General features: G+C 44.3%; 20 protein-coding genes. 9 read left to right on the top strand and 11 right to left on the bottom strand.

The window, feature by feature from the left end; genetic code table 11:
* The 4 genes from NT010_05430 to NT010_05415 all read right to left on the bottom strand — a co-directional run bounded on the left by NT010_05430 (position 1) and on the right by NT010_05415 (position 5,192).
* On the bottom strand, positions 1 to 789 hold the full coding sequence (locus NT010_05430) for an IclR family transcriptional regulator (protein MCX5805498.1): 789 nt from the start codon (positions 787 to 789) through the stop codon (positions 1 to 3).
* A 17-nt stretch (positions 790 to 806) separates the two neighbouring features.
* Positions 807 to 1,400: an indolepyruvate oxidoreductase subunit beta gene (locus NT010_05425; GenBank protein MCX5805497.1), complete on the bottom strand. Its 594-nt coding sequence runs from the start codon at positions 1,398 to 1,400 to the stop codon at positions 807 to 809.
* A 156-nt stretch (positions 1,401 to 1,556) separates the two neighbouring features.
* Positions 1,557 to 3,377: an indolepyruvate ferredoxin oxidoreductase subunit alpha gene (gene iorA, locus NT010_05420; GenBank protein MCX5805496.1), complete on the bottom strand. Its 1,821-nt coding sequence runs from the start codon at positions 3,375 to 3,377 to the stop codon at positions 1,557 to 1,559.
* A 207-nt stretch (positions 3,378 to 3,584) separates the two neighbouring features.
* Entirely contained in the window at positions 3,585 to 5,192 is a 1,608-nt protein-coding gene (locus tag NT010_05415; GenBank protein MCX5805495.1) for an AMP-binding protein, read from the bottom strand.
* 610 nt (positions 5,193 to 5,802) lie between these two features.
* On the opposite strand from NT010_05415, the gene NT010_05410 reads away from it, so the two are divergent.
* The 3 genes from NT010_05410 (at position 5,803) to NT010_05400 (ending at position 8,453) form a co-directional block, all read left to right on the top strand.
* Positions 5,803 to 6,387 carry a hypothetical protein gene (locus NT010_05410; GenBank protein ID MCX5805494.1) on the top strand — a complete coding sequence of 195 codons (585 nt, stop codon included), beginning with the start codon at positions 5,803 to 5,805 and terminating at the stop codon, positions 6,385 to 6,387.
* 266 nt (positions 6,388 to 6,653) lie between these two features.
* Positions 6,654 to 6,839, top strand: coding sequence for a hypothetical protein (locus NT010_05405; GenBank protein ID MCX5805493.1), 186 nt, complete (start codon positions 6,654 to 6,656; stop codon positions 6,837 to 6,839).
* 324 nt (positions 6,840 to 7,163) lie between these two features.
* Complete coding sequence (locus NT010_05400) at positions 7,164 to 8,453, top strand: PqqD family peptide modification chaperone (protein ID MCX5805492.1); 1,290 nt, start codon at positions 7,164 to 7,166, stop codon at positions 8,451 to 8,453.
* Positions 8,454 to 8,947: 494 nt separating this feature from the next.
* Here NT010_05400 and NT010_05395 read toward each other — a convergent pair whose 3' ends face one another.
* The gene (locus tag NT010_05395; protein ID MCX5805491.1) at positions 8,948 to 9,847 is read right to left on the bottom strand and encodes a PfkB family carbohydrate kinase; all 900 of its coding nucleotides are present in this window, start codon (positions 9,845 to 9,847) and stop codon (positions 8,948 to 8,950) included.
* A gap of 379 nt (positions 9,848 to 10,226) precedes the next feature.
* On the opposite strand from NT010_05395, the gene dnaK reads away from it, so the two are divergent.
* Both dnaK and lon read left to right on the top strand, forming a co-directional pair.
* Positions 10,227 to 12,140, top strand: a complete 1,914-nt coding sequence (gene dnaK / locus NT010_05390) for a molecular chaperone DnaK (GenBank protein MCX5805490.1) — start codon at positions 10,227 to 10,229, stop codon at positions 12,138 to 12,140.
* Between the two features lie 9 nt (positions 12,141 to 12,149).
* A complete protein-coding gene (gene lon, locus NT010_05385; GenBank protein ID MCX5805489.1) occupies positions 12,150 to 14,501 on the top strand; it encodes an endopeptidase La in 2,352 nt (783 codons plus the stop codon).
* A gap of 266 nt (positions 14,502 to 14,767) precedes the next feature.
* Here lon and NT010_05380 read toward each other — a convergent pair whose 3' ends face one another.
* The 5 genes from NT010_05380 to NT010_05360 form a co-directional block, all read right to left on the bottom strand.
* Complete coding sequence (locus NT010_05380; protein ID MCX5805488.1) at positions 14,768 to 15,556, bottom strand: enoyl-CoA hydratase-related protein; 789 nt, start codon at positions 15,554 to 15,556, stop codon at positions 14,768 to 14,770.
* Positions 15,557 to 15,581: 25 nt separating this feature from the next.
* Positions 15,582 to 15,830: a SemiSWEET transporter gene (locus tag NT010_05375; protein MCX5805487.1), complete on the bottom strand. Its 249-nt coding sequence runs from the start codon at positions 15,828 to 15,830 to the stop codon at positions 15,582 to 15,584.
* A 132-nt stretch (positions 15,831 to 15,962) separates the two neighbouring features.
* Complete coding sequence (locus tag NT010_05370; protein ID MCX5805486.1) at positions 15,963 to 16,763, bottom strand: FkbM family methyltransferase; 801 nt, start codon at positions 16,761 to 16,763, stop codon at positions 15,963 to 15,965.
* Positions 16,764 to 16,991: 228 nt separating this feature from the next.
* Positions 16,992 to 17,270, bottom strand: a complete 279-nt coding sequence (locus NT010_05365) for a type II toxin-antitoxin system RelE/ParE family toxin (GenBank protein ID MCX5805485.1) — start codon at positions 17,268 to 17,270, stop codon at positions 16,992 to 16,994.
* On the bottom strand, positions 17,267 to 17,446 hold the full coding sequence (locus NT010_05360) for a hypothetical protein (protein MCX5805484.1): 180 nt from the start codon (positions 17,444 to 17,446) through the stop codon (positions 17,267 to 17,269). The genes NT010_05365 and NT010_05360 overlap by 4 nt, the downstream gene beginning before the upstream one ends.
* A gap of 642 nt (positions 17,447 to 18,088) precedes the next feature.
* Here NT010_05360 and NT010_05355 point away from each other — a divergent pair.
* The 4 genes from NT010_05355 (at position 18,089) to NT010_05340 (ending at position 22,597) form a co-directional block, all read left to right on the top strand.
* The gene (locus NT010_05355) at positions 18,089 to 19,033 is read left to right on the top strand and encodes a ParB/RepB/Spo0J family partition protein (protein MCX5805483.1); all 945 of its coding nucleotides are present in this window, start codon (positions 18,089 to 18,091) and stop codon (positions 19,031 to 19,033) included.
* A gap of 550 nt (positions 19,034 to 19,583) precedes the next feature.
* On the top strand, positions 19,584 to 21,140 hold the full coding sequence (locus NT010_05350) for an acyl-CoA carboxylase subunit beta (protein ID MCX5805482.1): 1,557 nt from the start codon (positions 19,584 to 19,586) through the stop codon (positions 21,138 to 21,140).
* 11 nt (positions 21,141 to 21,151) lie between these two features.
* A complete protein-coding gene (locus NT010_05345; protein ID MCX5805481.1) occupies positions 21,152 to 22,303 on the top strand; it encodes an acyl-CoA dehydrogenase family protein in 1,152 nt (383 codons plus the stop codon).
* Between the two features lie 60 nt (positions 22,304 to 22,363).
* Positions 22,364 to 22,597, top strand: a complete 234-nt coding sequence (locus NT010_05340; protein MCX5805480.1) for a ParB N-terminal domain-containing protein — start codon at positions 22,364 to 22,366, stop codon at positions 22,595 to 22,597.
* Positions 22,598 to 23,360: 763 nt separating this feature from the next.
* Here NT010_05340 and NT010_05335 read toward each other — a convergent pair.
* A partial coding sequence (locus NT010_05335) for a pyruvate, phosphate dikinase (protein MCX5805479.1) occupies positions 23,361 to 23,747 on the bottom strand: 387 nt, incomplete at its 5' end.

Genomic DNA, 23,747 nt, shown 5'->3' with positions numbered 1-23,747 from the left:
TCATTGTCTGCCGCCAAGCATCGCAGAGAACTTTCCGGCATGTTCAGTAACTATGGCGCCATATTCTTCAATGCGTGACTCAGGAAATGTTCCCATGATAAATAGAGATCCGATCAATCTCTCATGTGAATCAAAAACAGGAGAGGCAATGACATTGATGCCTGCATTTAATTCACCCATATCAAAGGCGAAACCTGTTTGCCTGCATTTCGTAAGCTCCTTTTCCAGCCTGTTGCGATCCAGTCTTGAGGCATCGCCATGAAAAAAGAGTTTATCCTGTCTGAGTATGCTCTCTCGCTCCTCCTCCGGCAGAAAAGCGACTATTGCCTTTCCATGGGCGCCGTGGGAAATGTTGAATCTGTATCCAAGACGGATTGTAACACTGATGTCTTTATCCGCCTCCTGCCTGGCTACAACAAAAACATTTCCATCGTTTATGATACCAAACAGGGCTGTGCTGTGGGTCTTTTCTGCAAGAGTTTCAAGAAAGGGACCTGCTGTTTCGCTGTAATTTAAGCCATCCAGAACCCTTCTTGACAGGGATATCAGTCCAAGCCCCAGAAAGTAGGTTTTCCCGGCAGGATCTTTTTGTACAAAACCATACTTCTGCAAGGTATTGAGAATCGAGTACCCCTTGCTCTTGTATATACCGACATCTTTACATATCTCTGTGAGATTCATCTTCTGGGACGGGCTTTTTGTAAGGCAGAGCAGGATTCTTGCTGCTTGATCTACCGCAGGAACCAAGCCATTATATTCGGATTTCTTTTCCTGTTCTTTTTTATCCAAAGAGACCTCCTGAGTTCCTAAACAGCCATCCTGCCTTCATAAAATGCTTTCACATTAAGGTCATGAAGTTTTGCCGGCAAAAGCGCCTTTATCGCATTTGTCCACTGTTCTTCCTTGATTTTGGGGAAGAAATTGGAAAAGGCACCTGTAAGCACCACGTTTGCAGCCTGAATATTACCAAGTTCCCGCGCCATTTCCTGCCCGTTAATTATCCAGACATTGTTTTTGAAGTATTTCCTGAATGTCCTTTCAATATCTCCGGGATACTCTGCCTGCCCAAGGCTTACGCCAGGCGGGAGAATTGCCTGTCTATTGATGATAATTTTCCCTTCAGGCTTCACCCAGTTTATGTATCGTGCAGCTTCAAGCAGCTCAAAGGACAGGAGAAAATCTGCCTCGCCGTACTCAATAAGCGGCGAGTATACTTTCTTACCGAATCGAAAATGAGTGGTAACATCTCCGCCTCTCTGTGCCATACCGTGAACTTCAGCCTTTTTTACATCATACCCTGTGTTGAGGAATACTTCAGCAAGAATGTTGCTCGCAAGAATCGTCCCCTGACCTCCAACACCTGAAAGAAATATATTTGTGACTTTTCCATTCTCTGTCATAATCGCCTCCCTTACTATTTTCTGGGGCTTGCGTCGCCCCCTCCAGCGACCCACTCACAGGGTGGGTCCCCCGGCCGTCGGAGCCTCCCCTTCTCGCTCGCTGTGCGAGCTATTTATCACCCTGACATTGTATACGCCGGGCTTGCGTCGCCCCCCTTATCTTGCTCCTGGTGTAATGGCTTTAAATTTACAGACCTGAACACAGACCTCACAGCCGACGCACTGGTCTTTGTTGATAAACACTGTCCCTTTTCTCTTATTGCCGTCCTTTGTCTGACCTTTACCCTCCTGCCAGCTTATTGCAGGACAGTTGATCTCAAGGCAGACCTTGCAGCCTCTGCACATACCAGTGTCAATTAAATACACCGGATACTTGAATTTTCCTAAGGGGTTTGTCCTGCGCAGGAGCATACAAGGACTGTTCATTGTGATAATAACTGAGGCATCATTCCTGTTGACTTCTTCCCTGATTACTTTCATTGTTGCTTCAATATTATATGGGTCTACTTTTCTCACATTTTTGACACCCAAAGCTCTTGCTATCTGCTCATAGTCGACCATGTTGGCAGGTTCACCTTTGATCGTATATCCTGTGCCGGGCGTTTCCTGTTGTCCGGTCATGGCCGTAATCCTGTTGTCAAGGATAATTGTAGTTGAATAGCCTTTGTTGTAAACCGTGTCCATCAATGGTCCGATACCGCTATGGAGGAATGTGGAATCACCGAGCACCGCACAGATCTTCCCAAGCCCCTCCTTGCCGAGAACCTTCCCTGCGCCATAAGCGCCACCGACACCGGCACCCATACACGTTGAAGCATGCATGGCAGCAAGGGGCGGTGCAACTGCCAGCGCATAACAGCCAATATCGCCGAACACATACAATCCAAGTTTTTTCAGAGCATAGAACAACGGCCTGTGTGAACAACCGGCGCAGAGATTCGGCGGTCTTCTCGGCAAGTCTTCCGGTTTTATCATTATTTTCGGTGGTTTATATTTCCTGCCCTCCACAACTTTTATAAGCGATTGTTTGACTATACCTGTTGACAATTCACCTACTGACGGGATCAGGTCTTTACCGTGCCAGACTTTGTAGCCCATTGCCCTGATCTCTGTTTCAAGAAAAGGGTCAAGTTCTTCCACTACAATTACCTTTTTAACCTTTTTAAAGAATTCGGCAATCATGTTCTTTGGCAGCGGCCATACCATACCCAGCTTCAAAAAGGAATATTGAGGGAAAACATCCTTTGTATAGAGATAGGAAACACCTGACGAGATAAAACCTATTGAAGGATCATTGATCTCCATAACATTGTATGGGAATTCGGTATCTGCATATGCAGCAAGTTTTTTTATTTTATCTTCAAGGGCAATCCGCTTTACCCTGGAATACATGGGAACCATGACATACTTGGGCGTATCTTTTTGGTCAAGACCTTTCTGAATTGCAGATTCCTTTCTTTCACCCAGTTCAACAGTGGAATCGCAGTGTGAAACCCTGGTCTCGGTCCTTAAAAGCACGGGAGTATCAAATTTTTCGCTCATATCAAAGGCTATTTTCGTAAAATCCTTACACTCCTGAGAATCAGCCGGTTCAAGCATTGGGGCCTTTCCGAAACGGGTCCAGTTTCTGCTGTCCTGTTCATTCTGGGAACTATGCTGTCCGGGATCATCAGCTACAACAACGACAAAACCACCCTTAATGCCTGTGTAAGTAATGGTCATAAAAGGGTCGGCAGCTACATTCAGTCCTACATGTTTCATACATGCAATCGCCCTTCCACCGGCAAGGGAAGCGCCGTGGGCAACTTCCACTGCTATTTTCTCGTTAGGGGACCATTCCGTATAGACTTCATCATATTTGGATATTTCAGCCATAATTTCACTGCTTGGCGTCCCCGGATAGGCACATCCCACACTTACACCTGCCTCCCAGGCACCTCTTGCAATCGCCTCATTCCCTTGCATTATTTTTTTCATACCCTTATCTCCTTTATTGATGATCGCTCCATTTTCCATAATCTTTCTCTCAATGCTCTATGAAGTATCTTACCGGGCCCTGATCTCGGCATTGCCATTGTTCATGGGGCTTGCGTCGCCCCCTCCACCGGCATTAAGCCACGACCCGCTAAAGCCCGTACCCCGGCCTCCCCTCTCTCGCCCGCGGTACGGGCTAAACAGATGCCTTTATTGATGATCGCTCCATTTTCCATATCTTTCTCTCAATGCTCTATGAAGTATCTTACCCGGCCCTGATCTCGGCATCTCATCGTCCTTGATAAAAATTACATTCTTGGGGACTTTGTAGCCTGCGATCTTGCCCTTACAGTACGAGGAAATTTCTTCCGGAGTTGCCGTCTGCCCTTCATGAAGCACAACAACGGCTGTGACCTGCTCGCCCCATTTCTCATGAGGCACGCCAATGACCGCCACATCTTTTACTTTCTCATGTCCGCCTACAATATTTTCCACCTCGGACGGGAAGATATTCTCGCCGCCGGAGATGATCATGTTCGCCTTTCTGTCAACGAGAAAAACATACCCATCCTCATCCTTGTAAGCCATGTCGCCGGCAGTGAAAAAACCGTCTTTCATAACTGATGCTGTCTTTTCATGGTCTTTCCAGTAGCCCTCGAAGAGCATGGGACTTCTCGAATAAAGCTCGCCAACCGTATTCGGTTTTGTAATAAGATTGCCATTTTCATCATAGAGCCTTATCAAATCTGTGCCGATAAACTCACGTCCGCATGAACCAAGCTTTGCAAGCTGCTCTTCCGGTTTCAGGATTGTGACGCAGCCTGCTTCTGTTGAGCCATAGGCCTCGTCAAGCTGGGAATTCGGAAACATCTTAAGGATACCGAGCTTTGTATCGCGTCTGGCTGGAGCAGAAGAGATAAGAAGTTTCTTGACAGAAGTGAGGTCGTATTTTTGCTTCACCTCATCAGGGAGGGTAAGCATCATGATATAATGAGTCGGCACAAGGGAAGTAAAGGTGATCCTGTGGTCGGAGAAAGTCTTCAACAGGTCTTCAGGATCAAAGCTTATCATATTGTAGCACATAACCGTTCCCCCCACCCAGGTGACAACAAAGGAATAGTTCAGCGAATTGATGTGACAGCAGGGCATGACAAGAAGATTCGTGTCATTAAAACCAAAGACATGGTCGTAAATCATGATAAGAAACTGCGCAAACATATTTGCATGGCTTTTCATAACACCCTTAGGTTTGCCTGTTGTACCCCCTGTGTACATAAGAACCCAGATGTCATCAGCATCTACCTGCACAGCCGGTTCTTCCGGGCTTGCCGCGGCTATTGCATCTTCAAAGGAGATAAAGTTTTCATAACGATGATTATCAGAGGAAAAGGAAACATATTTTTCTACTGAAGGAAGATTCTTCTTCATGCCGTTTACTATGTCTATCCATGGGTATGCCTTACCGTCTCTCGGATCTGCTCCGCCCTGAACAATAAATACTTTGGATTCGCTGTTGTTGATATTATATTCCATTTCCGGCGCAGAAAGCCTGAACATAATAGGTACGCAAATAAACCCGCCTTTTGCAGCTGCTGCATAGATATCCATCCATTCCACGCAGTTGTATGCAAGAACGGCAAACCTGTCGCCTTTCTTCATGCCCATATTTGTGAGCGCATTTGCAAGCCTGCATGAACGTTCATTCCACTGCTTAAATGTATATTCCTTGTATAGATCTTTAGCGCCTATCTTATCCGGCCATTTAAATGCATTCACCTTTAATACATCTTTTGCCGTCATCCAGTGACCGTTGTTCATTTTCGTCCTCCTTAACCAGTATTATATCCAGCCAATGGAACACATTATTTTGTTGAATAGTTTTTTTTGATTCGCCTGTGCACTTGGCCTTTTAATCTATGTTTTATTATTCTGTATATAGAACATCGTTCTGTATATCAATTATTTTAACGAAAGAAGGGATATTTTGTCAACAGGAATTGCATGTAAATTTCTGAGTCTTTCTGAGGTTAATACTGCGTGTTTTTTGCCCGAAGCTAACCGTTTCAGCCTGAAATGCTCACCCCATGATATTTGCCTGAGGCACAAACTCCTTCCTGAAGTCGAGTTTATGTCATTATCTCTAAAAGTTTAACATTTCAAATGGCAATAAATTTGGTGATTCTTCTGAAAGATTAGTTTCTCTCCGATCGATAGTGAGCAATTACTGCATGCAATATAACATCGGAATGTTAATGTTATATTGCAAAATTTGTCCCGTCATCTATTTTTGAAATGTATTGTATCTATCTGATTTTCTGGGTATTATTGTTCAATGTTTAATTATTTAATTTGTTGACATCTTTCATGGCAAATACTAATATTTGGGAAATTACTGCATGCAGTATGTTGATAGTTAGGAGTTAGAATCATGCAAGACCTACCCGTCATAAGTACAATCATTCAGGGCTTTGCAACGATTGTGCTGGTTTTTGTTACGTGGCGCTACGTGAATTTGACGAAGAAGTTAGTTGAACTTCAAGTTGAGCCACGCATAGACTTGCTAATACCAGAGGACATTCTGCACGATCCTACGCGATCCGCTAAGCTCGTCAACAATTCGGGATGTGATGTTGATACTATTCACATGCAGGTTTCGGCAATCTATCGACACACTGACGGCACTCCCTCCCCGATTATGAGGTGTATTGACACACGGACATGGAATCAGAAGCTGAAACCAAAAACCTCTCTGCAATGCGATATTGCCCGATACTTCGCCATCGCTACTGAGATTGGTGCAGAAACTGAAATACCAGAAGGTTTGGAGCTCGTTAGACGTTCTATTCTGCTTTCCGTTTCCTTCAAGAGGTCCGTGGATGGAAAGGAGTTTTGCTTTGAAGAACCTTATTCCGTAATCGCTCACGAGAATGGAACTGCAACCGTATCTAGGACTGGGTTCCGTCGGAGCGTGGATACTCTTGATAAGACCATAATGAAGATAAAGAAAGTGTAATGTACCTTACATATGAAGAAAGAGCTAAAGAGTATAAGACTCCTAACGACCGGGTGCACTGGATCGCGTACCTCGCCCAAAAGGCGGGCCCCCAGTGACCCAGGTGTTAGGCGACATTTTGCTTGGCAAAAAAGGAGGTGATGGTAATATGAGGCTTTAGGGAGCAAGGAAACAGGTAAGATTTTTTAGGGCTGGTGAAAGCCTTACTTTAGGAAATAATTACCAGGTAAATCTTAAAAAATAGAGGTTAAATTAGGAGGTATGTTATGTCTATTTTGATTAAAAGATGTGAAAGGTATTATGAGATTCCTGAAGACTTATTGAATAATTATGAGATCTCAAAAGAGCAATTTGAACAAGGCGTTAATAAAATACCGGCAGATTATGAGCGGCCACTAATATTTGCTACAGATAGATGCGGGTGCACCGGTGCTGGAGTCGGAGACTGTTAATAAAACGAAAGTCCATCGCAGTGATTCTACTCTTTGGGCGTAATAGCTGTAATGGTTTTGGGCAGAGAACATCTTAGAAAAAAATGGCCCTTTAGCCATATACTATTGTTGCACCGTTGCTTTCAACCAATATGGTTGGCAATTGGTTAATTATACATGCGCAAGGGGTGACTTCTGCAATCGAACAAAACTCCGGTATCTGCGTCGCCTATGCTAATTATTTATCAAAGCTCCTGACCTCATACACCGGAGTATCGCACGTCTTGCATCACATGCAGGTTAAGACTTCTACTGATATTTGATAACCCCGCAATAGGAGACTAGATGCTTATCGATTCACTTATCATTAAAAAGAACAATGCTGGAATAACGCTATTCGACTTGACAAATGGTGCAAGCTATCAATTTAACAATACCGGTAAGACGATTATTGAGTGTTTGCAAGATGGACAAACTGAGGATCATATAGTTTCTAAATTATGTAATGATTATGCACATATTCCACTAGGTCAAATAAGCGAAGACGTAGCCAAATTTATAAAGAAATTAAATCACTTTGGTTTACTTCGTACCACTGATGTCAATGTATCTAAGATTGATGCACTATGCTGGGATATTACATACAAATGTAATTTATCGTGCGCTCATTGTTACCTTGGAGATATTATTAATAATCATGACGTCAATGAAAATTTACTTTTGACTGTTTGGGAACAATTAAAAGATAAACAAATTGGGATTATAGACTTTAGTGGTGGAGAACCGTTTTTACATAAACATTTCCTCTCATTATTACAATTGACGACATTGAATAATAATGGAGTCATGATCAAGACTAATGCCACGCTTATAGACAACACAACTGCTCAATTACTATCACAATTGGATAATATTCTTGTGGTAAGCATAAGTCTAGATGGACCTTCACCTGAAATTCATGATGCAATGAGATCTCCTGGGGCTTTCCAAAAAACTGTTAAGGGAATTGAAAACCTTGCCAAGTACGGTGTTTATACTAATTTGGTCTTTACCTCCACAGATTTCAACTATCCTTATATCGAAAATACAATTAATCTTGGCATACGGTTAGGCGCAAATTCGTTTCAAGTGAGTACGGTATTCTCTCAAGGCAGAGCCATCACTAACTCGATAGAACTTAGCCACAATACTCGTAAATTCCATTTCATCAATCTGGATATTATCACCAAAAACTTAAAAGGGGAAATCGGCATTACCTCATTTTCGGACAGATATGACCTCTTCGTGGAGGGTAAATTCAAAAGGAAAGGGTGTGGCCTTACGAAAGGGAATTTTATGATCGATCCTTCCGGGAACATTTTTCCGTGTCGCCGGTTTTCTGGTATGGATGCCCATAAGATAGGAAATATTCTGGGAATAGACTTCGATTGGGAGGAAACAATTCATAAAATAAAAAGTTTTTCTTCTCTTACTGTGGACAATCTACCAAAATGTTCCCTCTGCAAAATTAAGTATCTTTGTGGGGGACTTTGTAGACAGAATGCCGTTGTTCATACAGGCGACTTTTTAGGACAAGACCCGGACTGTCATAGCTTCAGGCGTGCCTGCGAAACCTTCATTTCGTGGAAAACTTAGACACACAATGAAGTAAAGGGGGACAATCCTATAATCTCCTGTCAAGGCAAAATTTAAAGATACTGCAAAAACAACCGGTTAAAGAAAAACCGGTAAAGAAAGGAGACGCAACCCTTTTCTGGAATCTTTTGCCTAACCATTCGCTGAAGCTGACTGGCGAGGACGCCAGCAGCTTAGCTCAATCGTTATACCACATTTCAGTTCGTAATTGTCGATAACATATTTATTTTTAATTACTTAGTTGTAGGTGTTAAAAATATTCATCAAGGAACGTACTAAGGGGCGCATTTCAATCCGTAGTCTTTGCCTCTGGGGAACCACGCAGTGTGCGCATTTGTGATAAAAATAACCACCAGGGAAAGGACTGAATGGGCATATTGCCATCTGTAATTCTTGCTGTTGCTCGACCTTGCTCGAAATGAAACTGTGCTGCCAGATTTGTTTCAGGGATAATTTTGCCCTGGAGTAGATTTTCAGCTTTTCCTCAAATAACATTAAGGGACTACAACTTCAGTTTCTTCCATTCTTTTCAGAACATCTTCAAGGGTACCCATAAAGGGTCCTTTAGCCTCCATCTTAATCGATGCAAGGGCTCCGGCAAATTTTATGGCGTCTTCAATGGAATGGTCTATTTTCCGGGCAAGATATGCCCCAATTGTCGCATCACCGCGCCCTGTTCTTCCTTCAACGCTCCTGTTTGAGAATCGCGCAAAATAGCTTTCCCCGTTTTTGTATACCAATACACCATCTGAACGCGTTATAATTGTTTCAAGACATCCCCAATCTTCAACTATAGCAGCAGCTCTTTTAAGATCGTCTGTTCCTGTCAGGGCTTTTGCCTCTGCTACATCCAATTTTACCGTTTCGACCATATGCAGGATCTCCTCCTTCTCAGGTAAATCTTTGTAGCGAATGGCACGTGTCTGTTGATCTACCTCCCATAAAAAACCCTGCATATCAATTGATAAGCGAAATCCGCGTGCTTTAAGTCCCTTCATAAACTCCAGGGTAAATTCCTGGTCGCTGAGAGCGCCGAGATGGATTAATCCCGGCTCCAGGGGAGGCATTTCCTCAATCCGGAAAAACCCTGCGCTCTTGGTTTGAAAGATTTGTCTTTCATCAACATTCGCAGTCGGATAAACGATCTTCATGTGTGTAGTCTCAGAAGAAGGCTGAAGATAAATGTCGATGCCCATGGCTTTTAAGGGTTCCATAACATGAGCATCTTCTTTAGACATTTTTGTTACCATTGCAATTTTTTTAGCGCAACAAACAGCCGCTGTTGCTCCGAAAAAAGCTGCGCCTCCTCCTGTTCCGAAAGAAGGAGTGTCTTCAAAAGGAACGATCTCGCCTGTTGCAGTGTGACCGATAAAAACAATGTCATAACTATTCATCGAAGCCCTTCCTTTTAATGAAATTGCCATGACTTAGACATAGATCATGGTCTATAATAAGGTTAATATTTACCCCTTTCAGATAGTTTCTGATAATGTGGTTTAATTTGCAACCTTATTTTATAACAGAAATAAAAAAAATGAACCTCCCCGCAGCAGAGCTGCGAGGTATCAGAGGAATGGGGAACATGATTATCCCCCCCCTCACCCTGCACTCTCCCTCAAGGGGCGAGGAAATGTGGTCACCCCGAAGCAGAGCTTCGAGGAATCAATTGATCGGATTAACAGTATAAATTTATTCCCTCTGCAATGTTGACAACATCTTGTAAGGGCACTATATTAACCTGAAAACTTAAAAAAGCACAGGAGGATATTACATATGGCAAAAAAAGTGATCGGTATAGACCTCGGTACAACCAATTCTGTTGTAGCGATTATGGAAGGTGGTGAGCCGAAGGTAATAATAAATGAGGAAGGTAGCAGGTTAACACCAAGCGTGGTTGCATTCACGAAAGACGGTGAAGTGCTTGTAGGGCAGACCGCAAAAAGACAGGCCATTACAAATCCTGAAAATACAATCTTCTCGATTAAGAGATTTGTGGGAAGAAGGTATAATGAAGTACAGGGAGAAATAAAGACTGTTCCCTATAAAGTAGTGGCGGATCAGGAAGGTAATGTAAGAGTTGATATAAGGGGAAAACAGTATACTCCTCAGGAAATTTCTGCTTTTGTACTCCAGAAACTGAAGAAATCTGCCGAAGCATATCTTGGTCAGACTATAGAAGATGCAGTCATTACCGTACCGGCTTATTTTAATGACTCCCAGAGACAGGCAACAAAAGATGCGGGAAGGATTGCAGGGCTTAATGTATTGCGTATCATCAATGAACCGACAGCGTCTGCGCTTGCATACGGGCTTGATAAGAAAAAGGATGAAACCATCGCTGTTTACGACTTTGGCGGAGGCACATTCGATATTTCCATATTGGAAGTCGGCGACAATGTTGTTGAGGTAAAATCCACTAATGGCGATACCCACCTTGGAGGCGACGACATAGACCAGCTTGTCATAGACTGGATCGTTGCGGAATTCAAGAAGGATCAGGGCATTGATCTTTCCAAGGACAGGATGGCCTTACAGAGGCTCAAAGAGGCAGGGGAGAGGGCAAAGATTGAGTTATCAACAGCAGTTGAGACTGAGATCAACCTTCCTTTTATAACTGCCGACAGCGCGGGTCCGAAACACCTGAATATGAAGCTTCGCAGAGCTGAGCTTGAAAAACTGGCCGATGATATAATGCAGAAGACGGTTGAACCGTGCAAAAGGGCTATGGCAGACGCAAAACTGGATTTCAGTAAAATAGATGAAGTTGTCCTTGTGGGTGGGTCCACAAGAATTCCCAAGGTTCAGGAAATTGTAAAAAGCTTCTTTGGCAAGGAACCACACAGAGGCGTGAACCCTGATGAGGTTGTGGCCCTTGGCGCAGCAGTCCAGGCAGGCGTACTGGCCGGTGAAGTGAAAGATGTACTGCTTCTTGATGTGACCCCGCTTTCACTCGGTATTGAGACATTGGGCGGAGTGATGACGAAGATCATTGAAAGGAATACTACAATTCCTACAAAGAAGAGCCAGATTTTTACCACTGCCGAAGACAGCCAGATGAGCGTAGAGATCCATGTGCTTCAGGGGGAAAGGGAATTTGCAAGGGACAATAGAACACTTGGAAGATTTCAACTGATAGGCTTACCGCCTGCCCCGAGAGGAATTCCTCAGATTGAGGTTACCTTTGATATTGATGCAAACGGCATTCTTCATGTGAATGCAAAAGATCTTGCCACAGGCAAGGAACAGAATATCCAGATCACAGCATCTACAGGTTTGAGCGAAGACGAAATAAAGAAGATGGTCCATGATGCTGAAGTGAATGCTGAAGAAGACAGAAAGAGAAAACAGGATATCGAAGCAAAAAATCAGCTTGATAATCTTATATACCAGACTGAGAAAACACTGAATGACAATAAAGATAAACTGACGAATGAAGACACGAAGCCCGTTGAAGATGCAATGGCTTCAGCAAAAGACATCTTAAAGAGCGGCGATTCCGATAAAATCAGGAGTGCAATGGATGAACTTACAAAGGCTTCACACAAGCTTGCCGAGGTGCTGTATAAAAAGACAGCAGGACCAACAGGTGGTGCCGGACAGGGCGCGGAAGAACAGAAAACACAGCAGGAAGGCCGCAAGGGTGATGACGATGTGGTGGATGCTGAATTTGAGGACGTGAAGAAATAGGGGGATTGAATGGTGATAGGTTTGAGAAACGATAAAGGCACAAAAGACAGAATATTTTATCCTTCAGAACTTCCCGTATTGCCGCTTCGAGGCACGGTTGCTTATCCTGACCTTGTTATGCCGCTTATAGTAGGAAGAGAACGTTCTATAAAACTTATAGATGAATCAATGAATATGGATAAGATGATTGCGATAATAACGCAAAAAAATCCGGATATAGAAGATCCGGATATGGAAGACCTCTATACGGTAGGCACCATTGCCACAATTATGAAAATGGTGAAAATGGTAGATGGGAGTCAGCGGGTAGTAATTCAAGGTTTATGCAGGTTTAAACTCATCGAATTTACTCAGAGAGAGCCGCATTTGCAGGCAAAAATAATGCCTATTTTTGAGGATTACCAGAAGGATATTGAAGTAGATGCAATGTATTTAAACCTTAGAAACCTTTTTAAAAAAGCTATAGACATGGCGCCTTATCTCTCTTCAGAGCTTTCCCAGATTGCAACGAAGGTAGAAAATCCAGGTAACCTTGCAGACCTTATTGCCTCTACCATAAATATCAGTGTTATTGAAAAACAGGAGATCCTCGAAAAGATTGACCTGAAGGAGAGGCTGAGAAAAGTCACGGTATTTCTGAACAGGGAGGTCGAGACCCTTGAGCTGAGCAGTAGAATTCAGACTAATGTGAAAGAAGGCATCGATAAAACCCAGAGAGAATACTATTTGAGAGAACAGCTCAAGGCAATTCAGAAAGAGCTTGGCGATACCGATGATAAAATGTCGGAAGTTGATGAGATACGGAAAAAGATACTTGATGCGAAGATGACTCCTGATGTACAAAAGGTTGCTGAAAAAGAACTTGACAGGCTTTCCAAGATGAGCACCATGTCGGCAGAGTATACTGTTGCAAGGACTTATCTCGATTGGCTCACCGAAATCCCCTGGTCAAATCAGACAGAGGATAATCTTGACATTGCCGGTGCAAATACAATTCTCAATGAAGACCACTACGACCTTATAAAGGTGAAAACGAGAATCCTTGAGTATCTTGCTGTTCGAAAGCTTAAGTCGGATATGAAAGGCCCGATTTTGTGCTTTGTAGGCCCCCCGGGAGTGGGCAAAACATCACTTGGCAAATCAATCGCCAGAGCATTGGGAAGAAAATTTATGAGGATCTCCCTTGGAGGCATACGGGATGAAGCCGAGATCAGGGGACACAGGAGAACATATGTGGGCGCTTTGCCGGGCAGGATTATCCAGGGGGTTAAAAAGGCGGGCTCCAATAACCCTGTATTTATGCTTGATGAAGTAGATAAAATCGGAACAGATTTCAGGGGAGACCCCTCAAGCGCCTTGCTCGAGGTTTTGGACCCCGAACAGAATTTTTCCTTCAGCGACCACTACCTTGAAGTGCCCTTTGATTTGTCCAAGGTTATGTTTATTGCAACGGCAAACATGCTTGATCCGGTCCCTCCTGCTCTGAAGGACAGGATGGAGGTCCTCGAACTCCCCGGTTATACTGAGGAAGAAAAGGTAATGATTGCCAAACAGTTTCTTATTCCGAAAGAGCGCTTTGAACATGGTCTTAACGAAGACCTGATTGCCTTTGAAGATGAGGCGCTGAAAATCATTATACGTTCATATACAAGGGAATCGGGTGTAAGAAACCTTGAAAGGGAAATAGCAACGATTTGCAGGGCAGTAGCTAAATTGGTTGCAGAAGGAGATACAGAAAAAAAGATAGTCACGTTGGATAGCATTCATGGATATCTCGGACCGATAAAGTTTTTCTCAGAGATTGCTGAGAGAACAAAGTATTCAGGCGTTGCAACAGGCCTTGCCTGGACTCCTACCGGCGGCGAAATTCTCTTTATAGAATCAACCAAGATGAGAGGTAAGGGGAATCTCTCTCTTACAGGTCAGCTTGGTGATGTTATGAAAGAATCTGCCCAGGCGGCGTTAAGTTATATCAGGAGTAAGGCAGGAGAGTATCAGATTCCCGAGGATTTTTTTGAGAAAAACGACCTGCATGTCCATGTTCCGCAAGGAGCTATCCCGAAAGACGGACCCTCTGCAGGCGTAACCATGCTTGTTTCTCTTGTATCGCTTATTACGGATAAGCTTGTAAGAAATGATGTGGCTATGACTGGGGAGATTACATTACGCGGGCTTGTGCTGCCTGTGGGTGGAATCAAGCAGAAGGTGCTTGCAGCAAAGAGGGCAGGGATACAGAACATAATCCTGCCAAAATTAAATGAAAAAGACCTTGAAGAAGTGCCTGAAAGCATAAAAGAAAATATGCGTTTCAAATTTATCGAGAAGATGGATGAGGCCATAGAGATTTGTCTGACACAGTAGCATCAGGCACATAGCATATAAATAAAAGATGCAGAAAGGGGCAGGGTTTTTATTCCTGCCCCTTTCTTTTGTTACAGCTTATCATCATAAGTATCGGTGTCAAGTTGTCCCGGACAAACAGGCTCATTATGCTCCGGCGGCTTCATTTACCGGGACACCCGCAAGCGGGTACCCGGTCGCCCCCTCCACGAACCAAGTCCGTGGAGCCTCCCCCTCTCGCCCGCTCAAGCGGGCTGGTTTATGCTCGCGTTCCGCTTCCCCGATAATTATTTTCCTTTAAAAACCGGTTTTCTCTTTTCGAGAAACGACAGGGCAGCTTCTCTATGATCCTCTGTTTCTGAAAGCAAAGACAATTGCGAGGATATATAATCCAGGTGAGCCCTTAAGGTGCTTGTCTGAGCCTGATATACTGCCCTTTTCATCATTCTCACAGCAAGAGGCGGTTTATTGGCAATTTTTTCTGCCAGTTTCATGGTTTCTTCCATAAGCAAGTCATGGGGAACGACTCTATTTACAATCCCAAGATCCAGGGCCTCTGAAGCACTGAGCATTTCGCCGGTAAGAAGCAGTTCCAGAGCTTTTGATGTGCCCACAAGACGGGGCAGAAAATAAGCGCCGCCATCTCCGGGTATCAGACCCATTGTGATATATGATTCGGCAAGCCTTGCTCTGTCTGAGCAGACACGCAAATCGCATATAAGGGCCATATCCATGCCAGCTCCCATGGCAGCTCCGTTGATTGCTGCAATGACAGGTTTGTCAAGGTCTTCCATGGTAAGGACAATCCGATGCACACCTTCCCAGAGGAAGTTTTTCATGCCCCATGAAAGGAGTTTTCCTTCTGCCATGTCCTTTATATCCCCGCCTGAACAGAAAGTATCTCCATTGCCTGTTACGATAATAACCCTTACTGAGTCATCCTGTTTTGCTTCCTTGAGATATCTTTCCCAGAGGGATATCATTTCCGGGCTGAAAGCATTTTTTACTTCAGGCCGGTTAAGGGTTATAACAGCTACCGTGTCCTGATGGCTGTATAATACGTGTTCGTCTTTCATAGTTATAAACCTCTTTTGTATTATGCTAACGGTATTTTATCGTAAAAAACAGTACTGTCAATGAGAAGAACAAATATATGACATTTGCTGCTATTATGGGTACTTCATTGATCAAAATGCCGTAGATGAGCCATAATACTGAACCGGTTGTTGTCATAAGCGGCATAAAAATTGAAATGTCTCTTGCTTCCTTGAGTTTCCAGATTCGCATAATCTGAGGCAGCAGGGCAAACGTTGTAAGTATGGCTGCAATATAACCGATTAAGTCCTTCATTGATAAGGTTTTACCATTACTCCATCCGAAAAAACAAATGAATTATATGGCAAAAAACGTACGTGCCTTCTTGCTCACCAAGTCAGCCGTAGAGATTCTCACTGATTGCCATGTTTATTATTTCTGTTGGCATCAGGAGTCATTTCTTGTTCTGAGAACTGCGAAATAATTGGTTACTTTGAAAATTTCGAGAGATTCACTGTATCGGTGTATTTTTCTCATGCCATGATGAAGAATACGATATACATTATAATCTGGATTCAGCGTTTCAAATAGATCGCGAAAAAAAGTTCTTGAGTCTATACCGCAGTCTCCAAATTCGAACTGAATGAAGCTGATTGGCTTAACAATGCCGGAAGCTCCTTTTAATACGCTCAGTTCGTGTCCTTCAACATCTATTTTCAGGAAGTCTATTTGATCGATACCAGCGTGTTGGCAAAACCCGGCCAGTGTGGTAAGGCTCACAGTAGAAATCGGCGCCATTGTGATGCCTGAGTGACTCAGGTGTCTATCGTAAAGGGACGCCATTCCGGAAGTTGCTCCGTTTGAATACATAAGCGCCTCATGATCTGCGTCGCTTAGACCGACATTAAAGCAATGAACATTATTCTTGCCGGCCATATTCTGCACAAGCAGGTTAAAAGTTTCCGTATTTGGCTCAAAACAGAAGATATCAGCCTTGTTCCCGAATGATTTAAGCAATTCAGTGGTATATTGACCGCTGTTCGCACCCACATCAAAGATAACCAGATGTTCCTTATCTTTGAATATTTCCTTCAGATGCCTTAGTATCCATTTCTCCCCGCCTCCTTCAACCGTTGCCCCGCGTCCATAGTTCATTCTGTGCAAAGATAGTTTGTGAAGGGACTCCCATACAGGTTGAAACATCGGTCCCGAAAGTAAATTGCCTATAATCCTTTTGCGTCTTCTCAATCCTTTCTTCCTCCTTTTCTTAGCCTGTGATTCCTCGTTCAAATTTCATAATATTTAACTTAGCAAATTTCCTGTAACACGTCCATGACTGGATAACCCTTTTTAGCGCTTACAATTCGAGCATCTGTGGCGCAGATAAGTATTGTGATTTACCAAAAGTAGTAACAAAGGTCAGCCAGAAGCCTGATTTTAGGCCGATTGGCGGCATAGTTTCGTTACCCGGCTTCATCAAGTCTTCAAATACTGCTTCAAATCCCGATAATAGTTTTCATGGGGACCGATCATGACAAGCTCCAAATCTTCACCAATTTTTCGATATGCAAGCAGGTACTGCGTAGTCTTAAGTTTAAACTTATGTACGAATACTCCTCGCAGGTCACCTTTTTTTTCCTCTCCGATGCATGGATTTTCCACAATTTTATTTATTTCCCGATCCAACGAGTCTTTCTCAGGTTTAGACATCTTCTTGACTTTCTTCTCAAATGATTTTGACTGATATACTTTCATAGATGTCTATCCGAATGTGTATTCAGTCTTCTCTCCGTGATCCAGTTCGTCTCTTCGACACATTTGCCCATTTGTGCCCAGTGCTCAATCTGCCCGGCTAAAGACCTATGGTCAATTCGTCCAAATCTCTTTGCTTCATCTACAAGTCTTTCTGATATTCTTACTGCTGTAGCCATAATCGTTCCTCCGAATATCTTTATTGCAACATGCTATCATTATATATCTCGGAATAGCATAATGCAACTAATGATTGCACATTAATTCTAGGGGTAACGTGAAGTTCACCAAGAGCCGTAATTACCAATGTAACGACTGGTTATCTGCGTTTTTTGGTATAATCCTGGTACATGGGTTACACTTCTCCATGCTCTTTCCATTTTATGCACGCTAAGAAACAACATCCCCATCGCAGGCGGAAGATCATGAACAACCATAAGGAAGTGGGCGGGAGAAAAAACTACAAATGCATTTGTCTCTCACAGAGGCAATAGAGTTCACGTAGAAAGGCCGGATAAAAGTTTGTAAATATTTTGTATTTTTATTCAAAATATTCTTGAAAATAATATTTGAAATAGTATATCAATATATACAGATTTTTACGGGGCATCTTAGTTAATATCATCTTAAGTTAAATCATAAAAAAGCAGTGAATAGTGAATAGTATATAGTATATAGTGGACAGCGATAAAGGCAGTAAACGGGTTATCGCTTCTGAGTATCTCAACCTTTTCTGTAAAGTTACTCCTTGATAAATCACCCCAGCAAGGGGGTGTGTTGCTATTCACTGTTCACTATTCACTAAAACAAAGGGGGTAATTATGGCAACAAAGAAAACAGTGGAAAACCCGGAATTTCTGTACCTGCCAATGGGAAGCATTATAGTGGAAGAACAGATTCGTTCAGCCGTTGACACAACAAGCGAGTCATTTAAAGCTCTTATGTCGTCAATTAAAGACAAGGGTGTATTAGAGCCTGTACTTGTAACTCAAAAAGACGACAAGTATCTGCTCCTCTGCGGGGAACGCCGTTATTTGGCAGCCCAAAAACTCGATATGGAAACAATCCCGGCAAGAATTGTTAATACAGTCACCCAAAAAGATGAAATACTTGCCATCCAATTAACGGAAAATCTCCAGAGAGAAGACTTAAATCCCATAGATCAGGCCAATGGCATACTTGCCTACTTCCAGGCAAAACACCCTGACAAAGGGTACAATCTGGATGGGGTAATGAGCGAAATAATGAATTATAACCTCAAGCCTGACTCTGTATCAAAGGAAGTGACGGACACTGTGTCCGTCATCGCTGTAATATCCGGAAAGTCAACACGGACGCTACTTCGCACGATATCCCTCCTAAAACTCGTTCCTAAAATTCAGGACGTAATTCAGGCAGGAAAACTTCCTGTTTCCCAGGGATATCTCTTTGCCGCTAACCTTGGAAGTCCTGACTTTTTCACCATATTTGATGAAATAATGGAGACGCCTGTAACCAATGTTAAATTAGAGAAAATGCTTACCGCATACAAAAGGAGAAAACCAGAATCAACATATCAGAAACCCATACCTATTAAAAAGAAGGTTACTGTCTTACAAAATGCAAAATCATACTTTGAGAAAAAGACCGGGATGTATGCGAAATCAGATATTCAGACATTCCTTGATGAACTGCGGGTCTTAGTCTCATTCATAGAAAAGCAGGTTGAAACAGCCCCTGAGATTGTGCCAATCAAACCGGTTAAAAAACCTGTTCCGCAGGTGTGAGGGGTGCACGAGCGTTTTCGGCAGACTGTAACTGCAAACCCTTAACCCAAATGGTAAGAGTCTACAGTTGACCTGATGAGACAGGGTAGAGAAAATCATAAGAGCAAGGATTACCTAAAAAATGCGGTTGTTTATTTCCTATCGGGATGACTCTTTTTAACATCCGCGAGAAGCACAACTGAGCGGTTTCCGAAAGGCAGGAATTACATAAAGAAGCGCTTGCCGCTGCCCATTCCCGGACAATTTCTTTTTCACTTACAAATCTGCATATCAGGTCCCTGCCTGGATGTACTAATAACCATATGAAATGCGCGAACGCCTGGCATTTTGTTTGACCGCTCCCCAAAAACTGGTCAGTCCAGCGTGTTAGTCTTCCGGCCTTCAAGCCACCAGCCCCTGAGGCTATATTATCTGTAACTATAATTCTTTAGTGGAGAAACTGACTTTTGGAGTGGTACAATAGTACGGGTCATAAATATAGTCGAGTTAGGACTGCGCGGCTGTGAGAGCCCGCGTGATATTGGAAACTTAACCTAATAGGAGTGTAACTATGAAAGAGCGCATAAAACGGCTTCGCGACGTCAAAGCAGCGGCTTCGACAGGAGGCGGTCCCGAGAAGATCGCCAAGGAACACGAGAAGGGTAAGTTGAGTGCCCGGGAGCGAATCAATCTGCTCCTCGACCCCGGCAGCTTCAATGAATTCAACATGCTGGTCAAGCACCGCATCGGTGCCCCTGGCGATGGGATCGTGGTTGGACATGGAACGATTGACGGCCGCAGGGTCTGCATTTTTTCACACGATGCCACCGTGATGGGCGGCTCGCAGGGCTACATGCACGGCAGAAAGCTGTACAAAATTCATGAGATGGCTTTTGAAATGGGCGTACCATTAATCGGCCTCAATGATTCGCCGGGCGCGCGGGTTGTCAGACACGAGGTTGCCGGCAGCGATGATCCTTACCGCGTGAGCGACGAGAAACACGCGGGCGTTGTCTTCTTTATGAATGCGCGCTGCTCCGGTGTAGTCCCACAGATTTCAGCCATATTGGGCAACTGCACAGGCGGATCAGTCTACTCACCTGCCCTGACGGATTTTATCTTCATGGTCGACGGACTTTCTCACATGTGCATAACCGGTCCCCGCGTCATAAAATCGGTCATGCACGAAGATGTGACGCTTGAAGAGCTGGGGGGCGCCAAGGTCCATTGTCAGGTAACGGGCGTCGCCGATTTTCGTGTTAAAACCGAGCAGGATTGCATTGATGGTATCAAGAAACTCCTGTCCTATCTTCCCCAAAATTGCTACATGCGGTCAGAGAGAAAAGACACTCAAGACGATCCTGAGCGTCCAACTGCTATTCTCGAGAAGATTGTACCCGGGCAACCGACTCAAGGCTACGACATGCACAAGGTGATCGACGCAATTGTTGATGAGGGCGATTTCTTCGAGATAAAGCGGGAGTTTGCGGGAGAAATTATTGTGGGTTTTGCGCGCCTTGACGGGTGCGTTGTTGGGATCGTGGCCAACCAGCCTATGGTAAAAGCAGGCTGCATGAGTGTAGACAGCTCAGACAAGCAGGCAAGGTTCATCCGTTTCTGCGACGCCTTTAACATTCCCATCGTGCTTCTCGTTGATACGCCGGGGTATCTACCCGGAAAGGGACAGGAACACGCCGGTATAATCCGCCATGGCGCAAAGGTCCTGTATGCCCTCTCTGAAGCCTCTGTCCCGAAGGTGGCCATACTACTGAGAAAAGTGTATGGCGGAGCAGCGCTCGGTATGGGCATACTGCCGGGATTTGGTACGGATCTTGTCTTTGGCTGGCCCACTACAGAGGTGGGGGCCATGGGCGCTGCACAGGCGGTGGACCTTTTTTATGGAGATGAGATCAAGAAAGCACCGAATCCCGAGGAGTTTCGTAACAACAAAGTCAAAGAATACAGGGACTTGTATGCAGATCCTTTGGCCCTGGCCTCCGAGGTGACGTGGGTTCAGGATATCATTGAACCCGCTGAGACTAGGCGATGTCTGACCCGCTCCCTGAAATTGATTGAAAATAAAGGAATTGCACGTAACGCGAAAAGACACGGCAATATTCCACTCTAAAGGAGGCATTCATGAATTTTGATCTCACCGAAGAACAGGCTATGGCCAGGAAAATGGCTCATGATTTTGCCGAGAAAGAAATGCTGCCCACGCTACGAGACTATGAGCGCCGTCATGAAGTGAATATCGGGCTGATTAAAAAGATGGCGTCTCTGGGCTTGCTTGGAGTTCATTTACCTCAGAAGTACGGAGGTATGGAGGCTGGCTATGTCACGGCGGCCATCGTATGGGAACAGTTGAGCCGTGCAAGCTGGACGCAGACGCTCATCTCTTTGGGCCATGCCGTTCTTGCAGGCACCATCCTGAGTAAAGTGGCCAGTGAGGAGCAGAAACAAAAATATCTGCCGGATTTGTGCACAGGTAATCTGATTGTTGCCATGGCTGCGGTAGAACCTAATGTCGGCAGTGACGCCTCTGCTGTTGAGACAAAAGCTTCCATTGATGGTGATGCCTGGATAATCAACGGCAGTAAAAATTTCATCACGGGCGGTAGTATTGCGGACGTCGTGCTCGTTCTGGTACAGACAGAAAAGGAACTTGGCCCACGAGGCCTGGCGCTGGTTGCTGTGGAGAAAGATGTGCCGGGTTTCACCGCGACACGTGGCGACATGGTGGGGGGCAGGGCCGGCGAAATCTCCAGTCTGTCTTTTATGGATTGCCGGGTTCCAAAGGCAAATCTGGTCGGGGATATTGGTCGCGGACTTCAAAATGCTCTGATAGGGATTGATACTGCTCGCCTGTTTGTTTCCGCGGGCGCCATCGGAATGGCTCAGTCCTGTCTTGATGCGTGCATCAAATACGCCAAGGAGCGCTATCAATTCAAAAAACCGATTGGAGGATTCCAACTGGTGCAGGAGACAGTGGCGCGCATGCACGCCGAAATTGAGACCACGCGGTGGCAAGTCTATTATGCTGCTGAACTGAAAAACAAGGGCGTACCCCATGCTAAGGAGCTTTCATCCGCAAAATGGCTTGCCTCGGAGCTTGCAGTGCGGGTTAGCGCTGAAGCTATCCGGTTGCACGGTGCCTATGGCTGCTCGGACGAGTATCCTGTTGAGCATCATTACCGGGATGCGATCATGAGCACCATCCTGGGAGGCACATCGGAGATGCATAAGCTTACGATCGGGCGGGAATTGCTTGGCATCAATGCCTTAAGCTGAAAACCGGCCCAACTAAATCACCACCGGCTAAAAGCCGGTGGGTTCAAAAGATCCAATATATTGATCCTCAATGGCCGTTTTTGGTACCGGGGAACATGGGGACATTCTATACTTGTAACTCAAAAAGACGACAAGTACCTGCTCCTCTGTGGGGAAAGACGTTATTTGGCAGCCCAAAAACTCGGTATGGAAACAATCCCGGTAAGAATTTTTAATACAGTCACCCAAAAAGATGAAATACTGGCCATCCAGCTAACAGAGAATCTCCAGAGAGAGGGGTTATTCCAATTCTAAATCAAGGATGAAACCAAGGCGGCAAGGAAGAGGCGACGTAGGCGTACGGTAATAGTACGTCGGAGGAGCAGATGACGAAGCCAACGATGATAGAGCCTTGATTTAGAATTGGAATTAAATCCCATAGATCAGGCCAAAGATACTTGCATATATTCAGGCAAAACATCCTGATAAAGGGTACAATTTGGATGGGGTGATGAGTGTGTTGATAAGCTATGAAATGCAGCCCAAAAGCCTGGCAAAAGAAATCATTGACACAGTGTCAATGATTTCTGAAATCGTCTGAAAGTCAACACGGACGCTACTTCGCACGATATCCCTCCTAAAACTGGTTCCTAAAATTCAGGACGTAATTGTCACTCCGCTGTCGTGATTAAACCGTACTGCCGGAACGCTGCCTGTTTCCCAGGGATATCTCTTTGCCGCTAACCTTGGAAGTCCTGACTTTTTTACCATATTTGATGAAATAATGGAGATGCCTGTAACCAATGTTAAATTAGAGAAAATGCTTATTGCATACAAAAGAAGAAAACCGGAATCAATATATCCGAAACCCATACCTATTAAAAAGAAGGTTGCCGTCTTACAAAATGCAAAATCATACTTTGAGAATAAGACCGGGATGTATGCTAAATCAGATATTCAGACATTCCTTGATGAACTGCGGGTCTTAGTCTCATTCATAGAAAAGCAGGTTGAAACAGCCCCGGAAAGTTTTCTCCGGGGTCTTTTAATCACCCTGCATTCATATTTTCTGAACTTCTTATCTTTTAAGCCTCTTTTCCTTTACAGCTGCCCTTGCGGCTGCCAGTTTTGCCAGGGTTACTCTGTAAGGCGAGCAACTCACATAATTCAGACCGATTCTGTGGCAGAATTCAACAGAATTTGGTTCTCCTCCATGTTCCCCACAAATGCCGATCTTAAGATCTTTTCTTGTCTTCCTGCCAAGTTCGATGCCTATCTCCATAAGCTTGCCTACACCGTTTTCATCTATCCTTTGAAAAGGATCATAGGAATATATGTCATGATCCACATAAAATCGCAGGAACTTCCCTGCATCGTCCCTGCTCATACCGAGTGTTGTCTGAGTCAGGTCGTTTGTGCCGAAAGAGAAGAACTCGGCTACTTTTGCTATCTCATCAGCGGTTAT

It is taken from the genome of Pseudomonadota bacterium, assembly GCA_026388275.1.
In the GTDB taxonomy this organism is placed as follows: domain Bacteria; phylum Desulfobacterota; class Syntrophorhabdia; order Syntrophorhabdales; family Syntrophorhabdaceae; genus JAPLKB01.
Note: the sequence above shows the minus strand (reverse complement) of the source record. Positions and strands in the feature narration are given on the sequence as shown.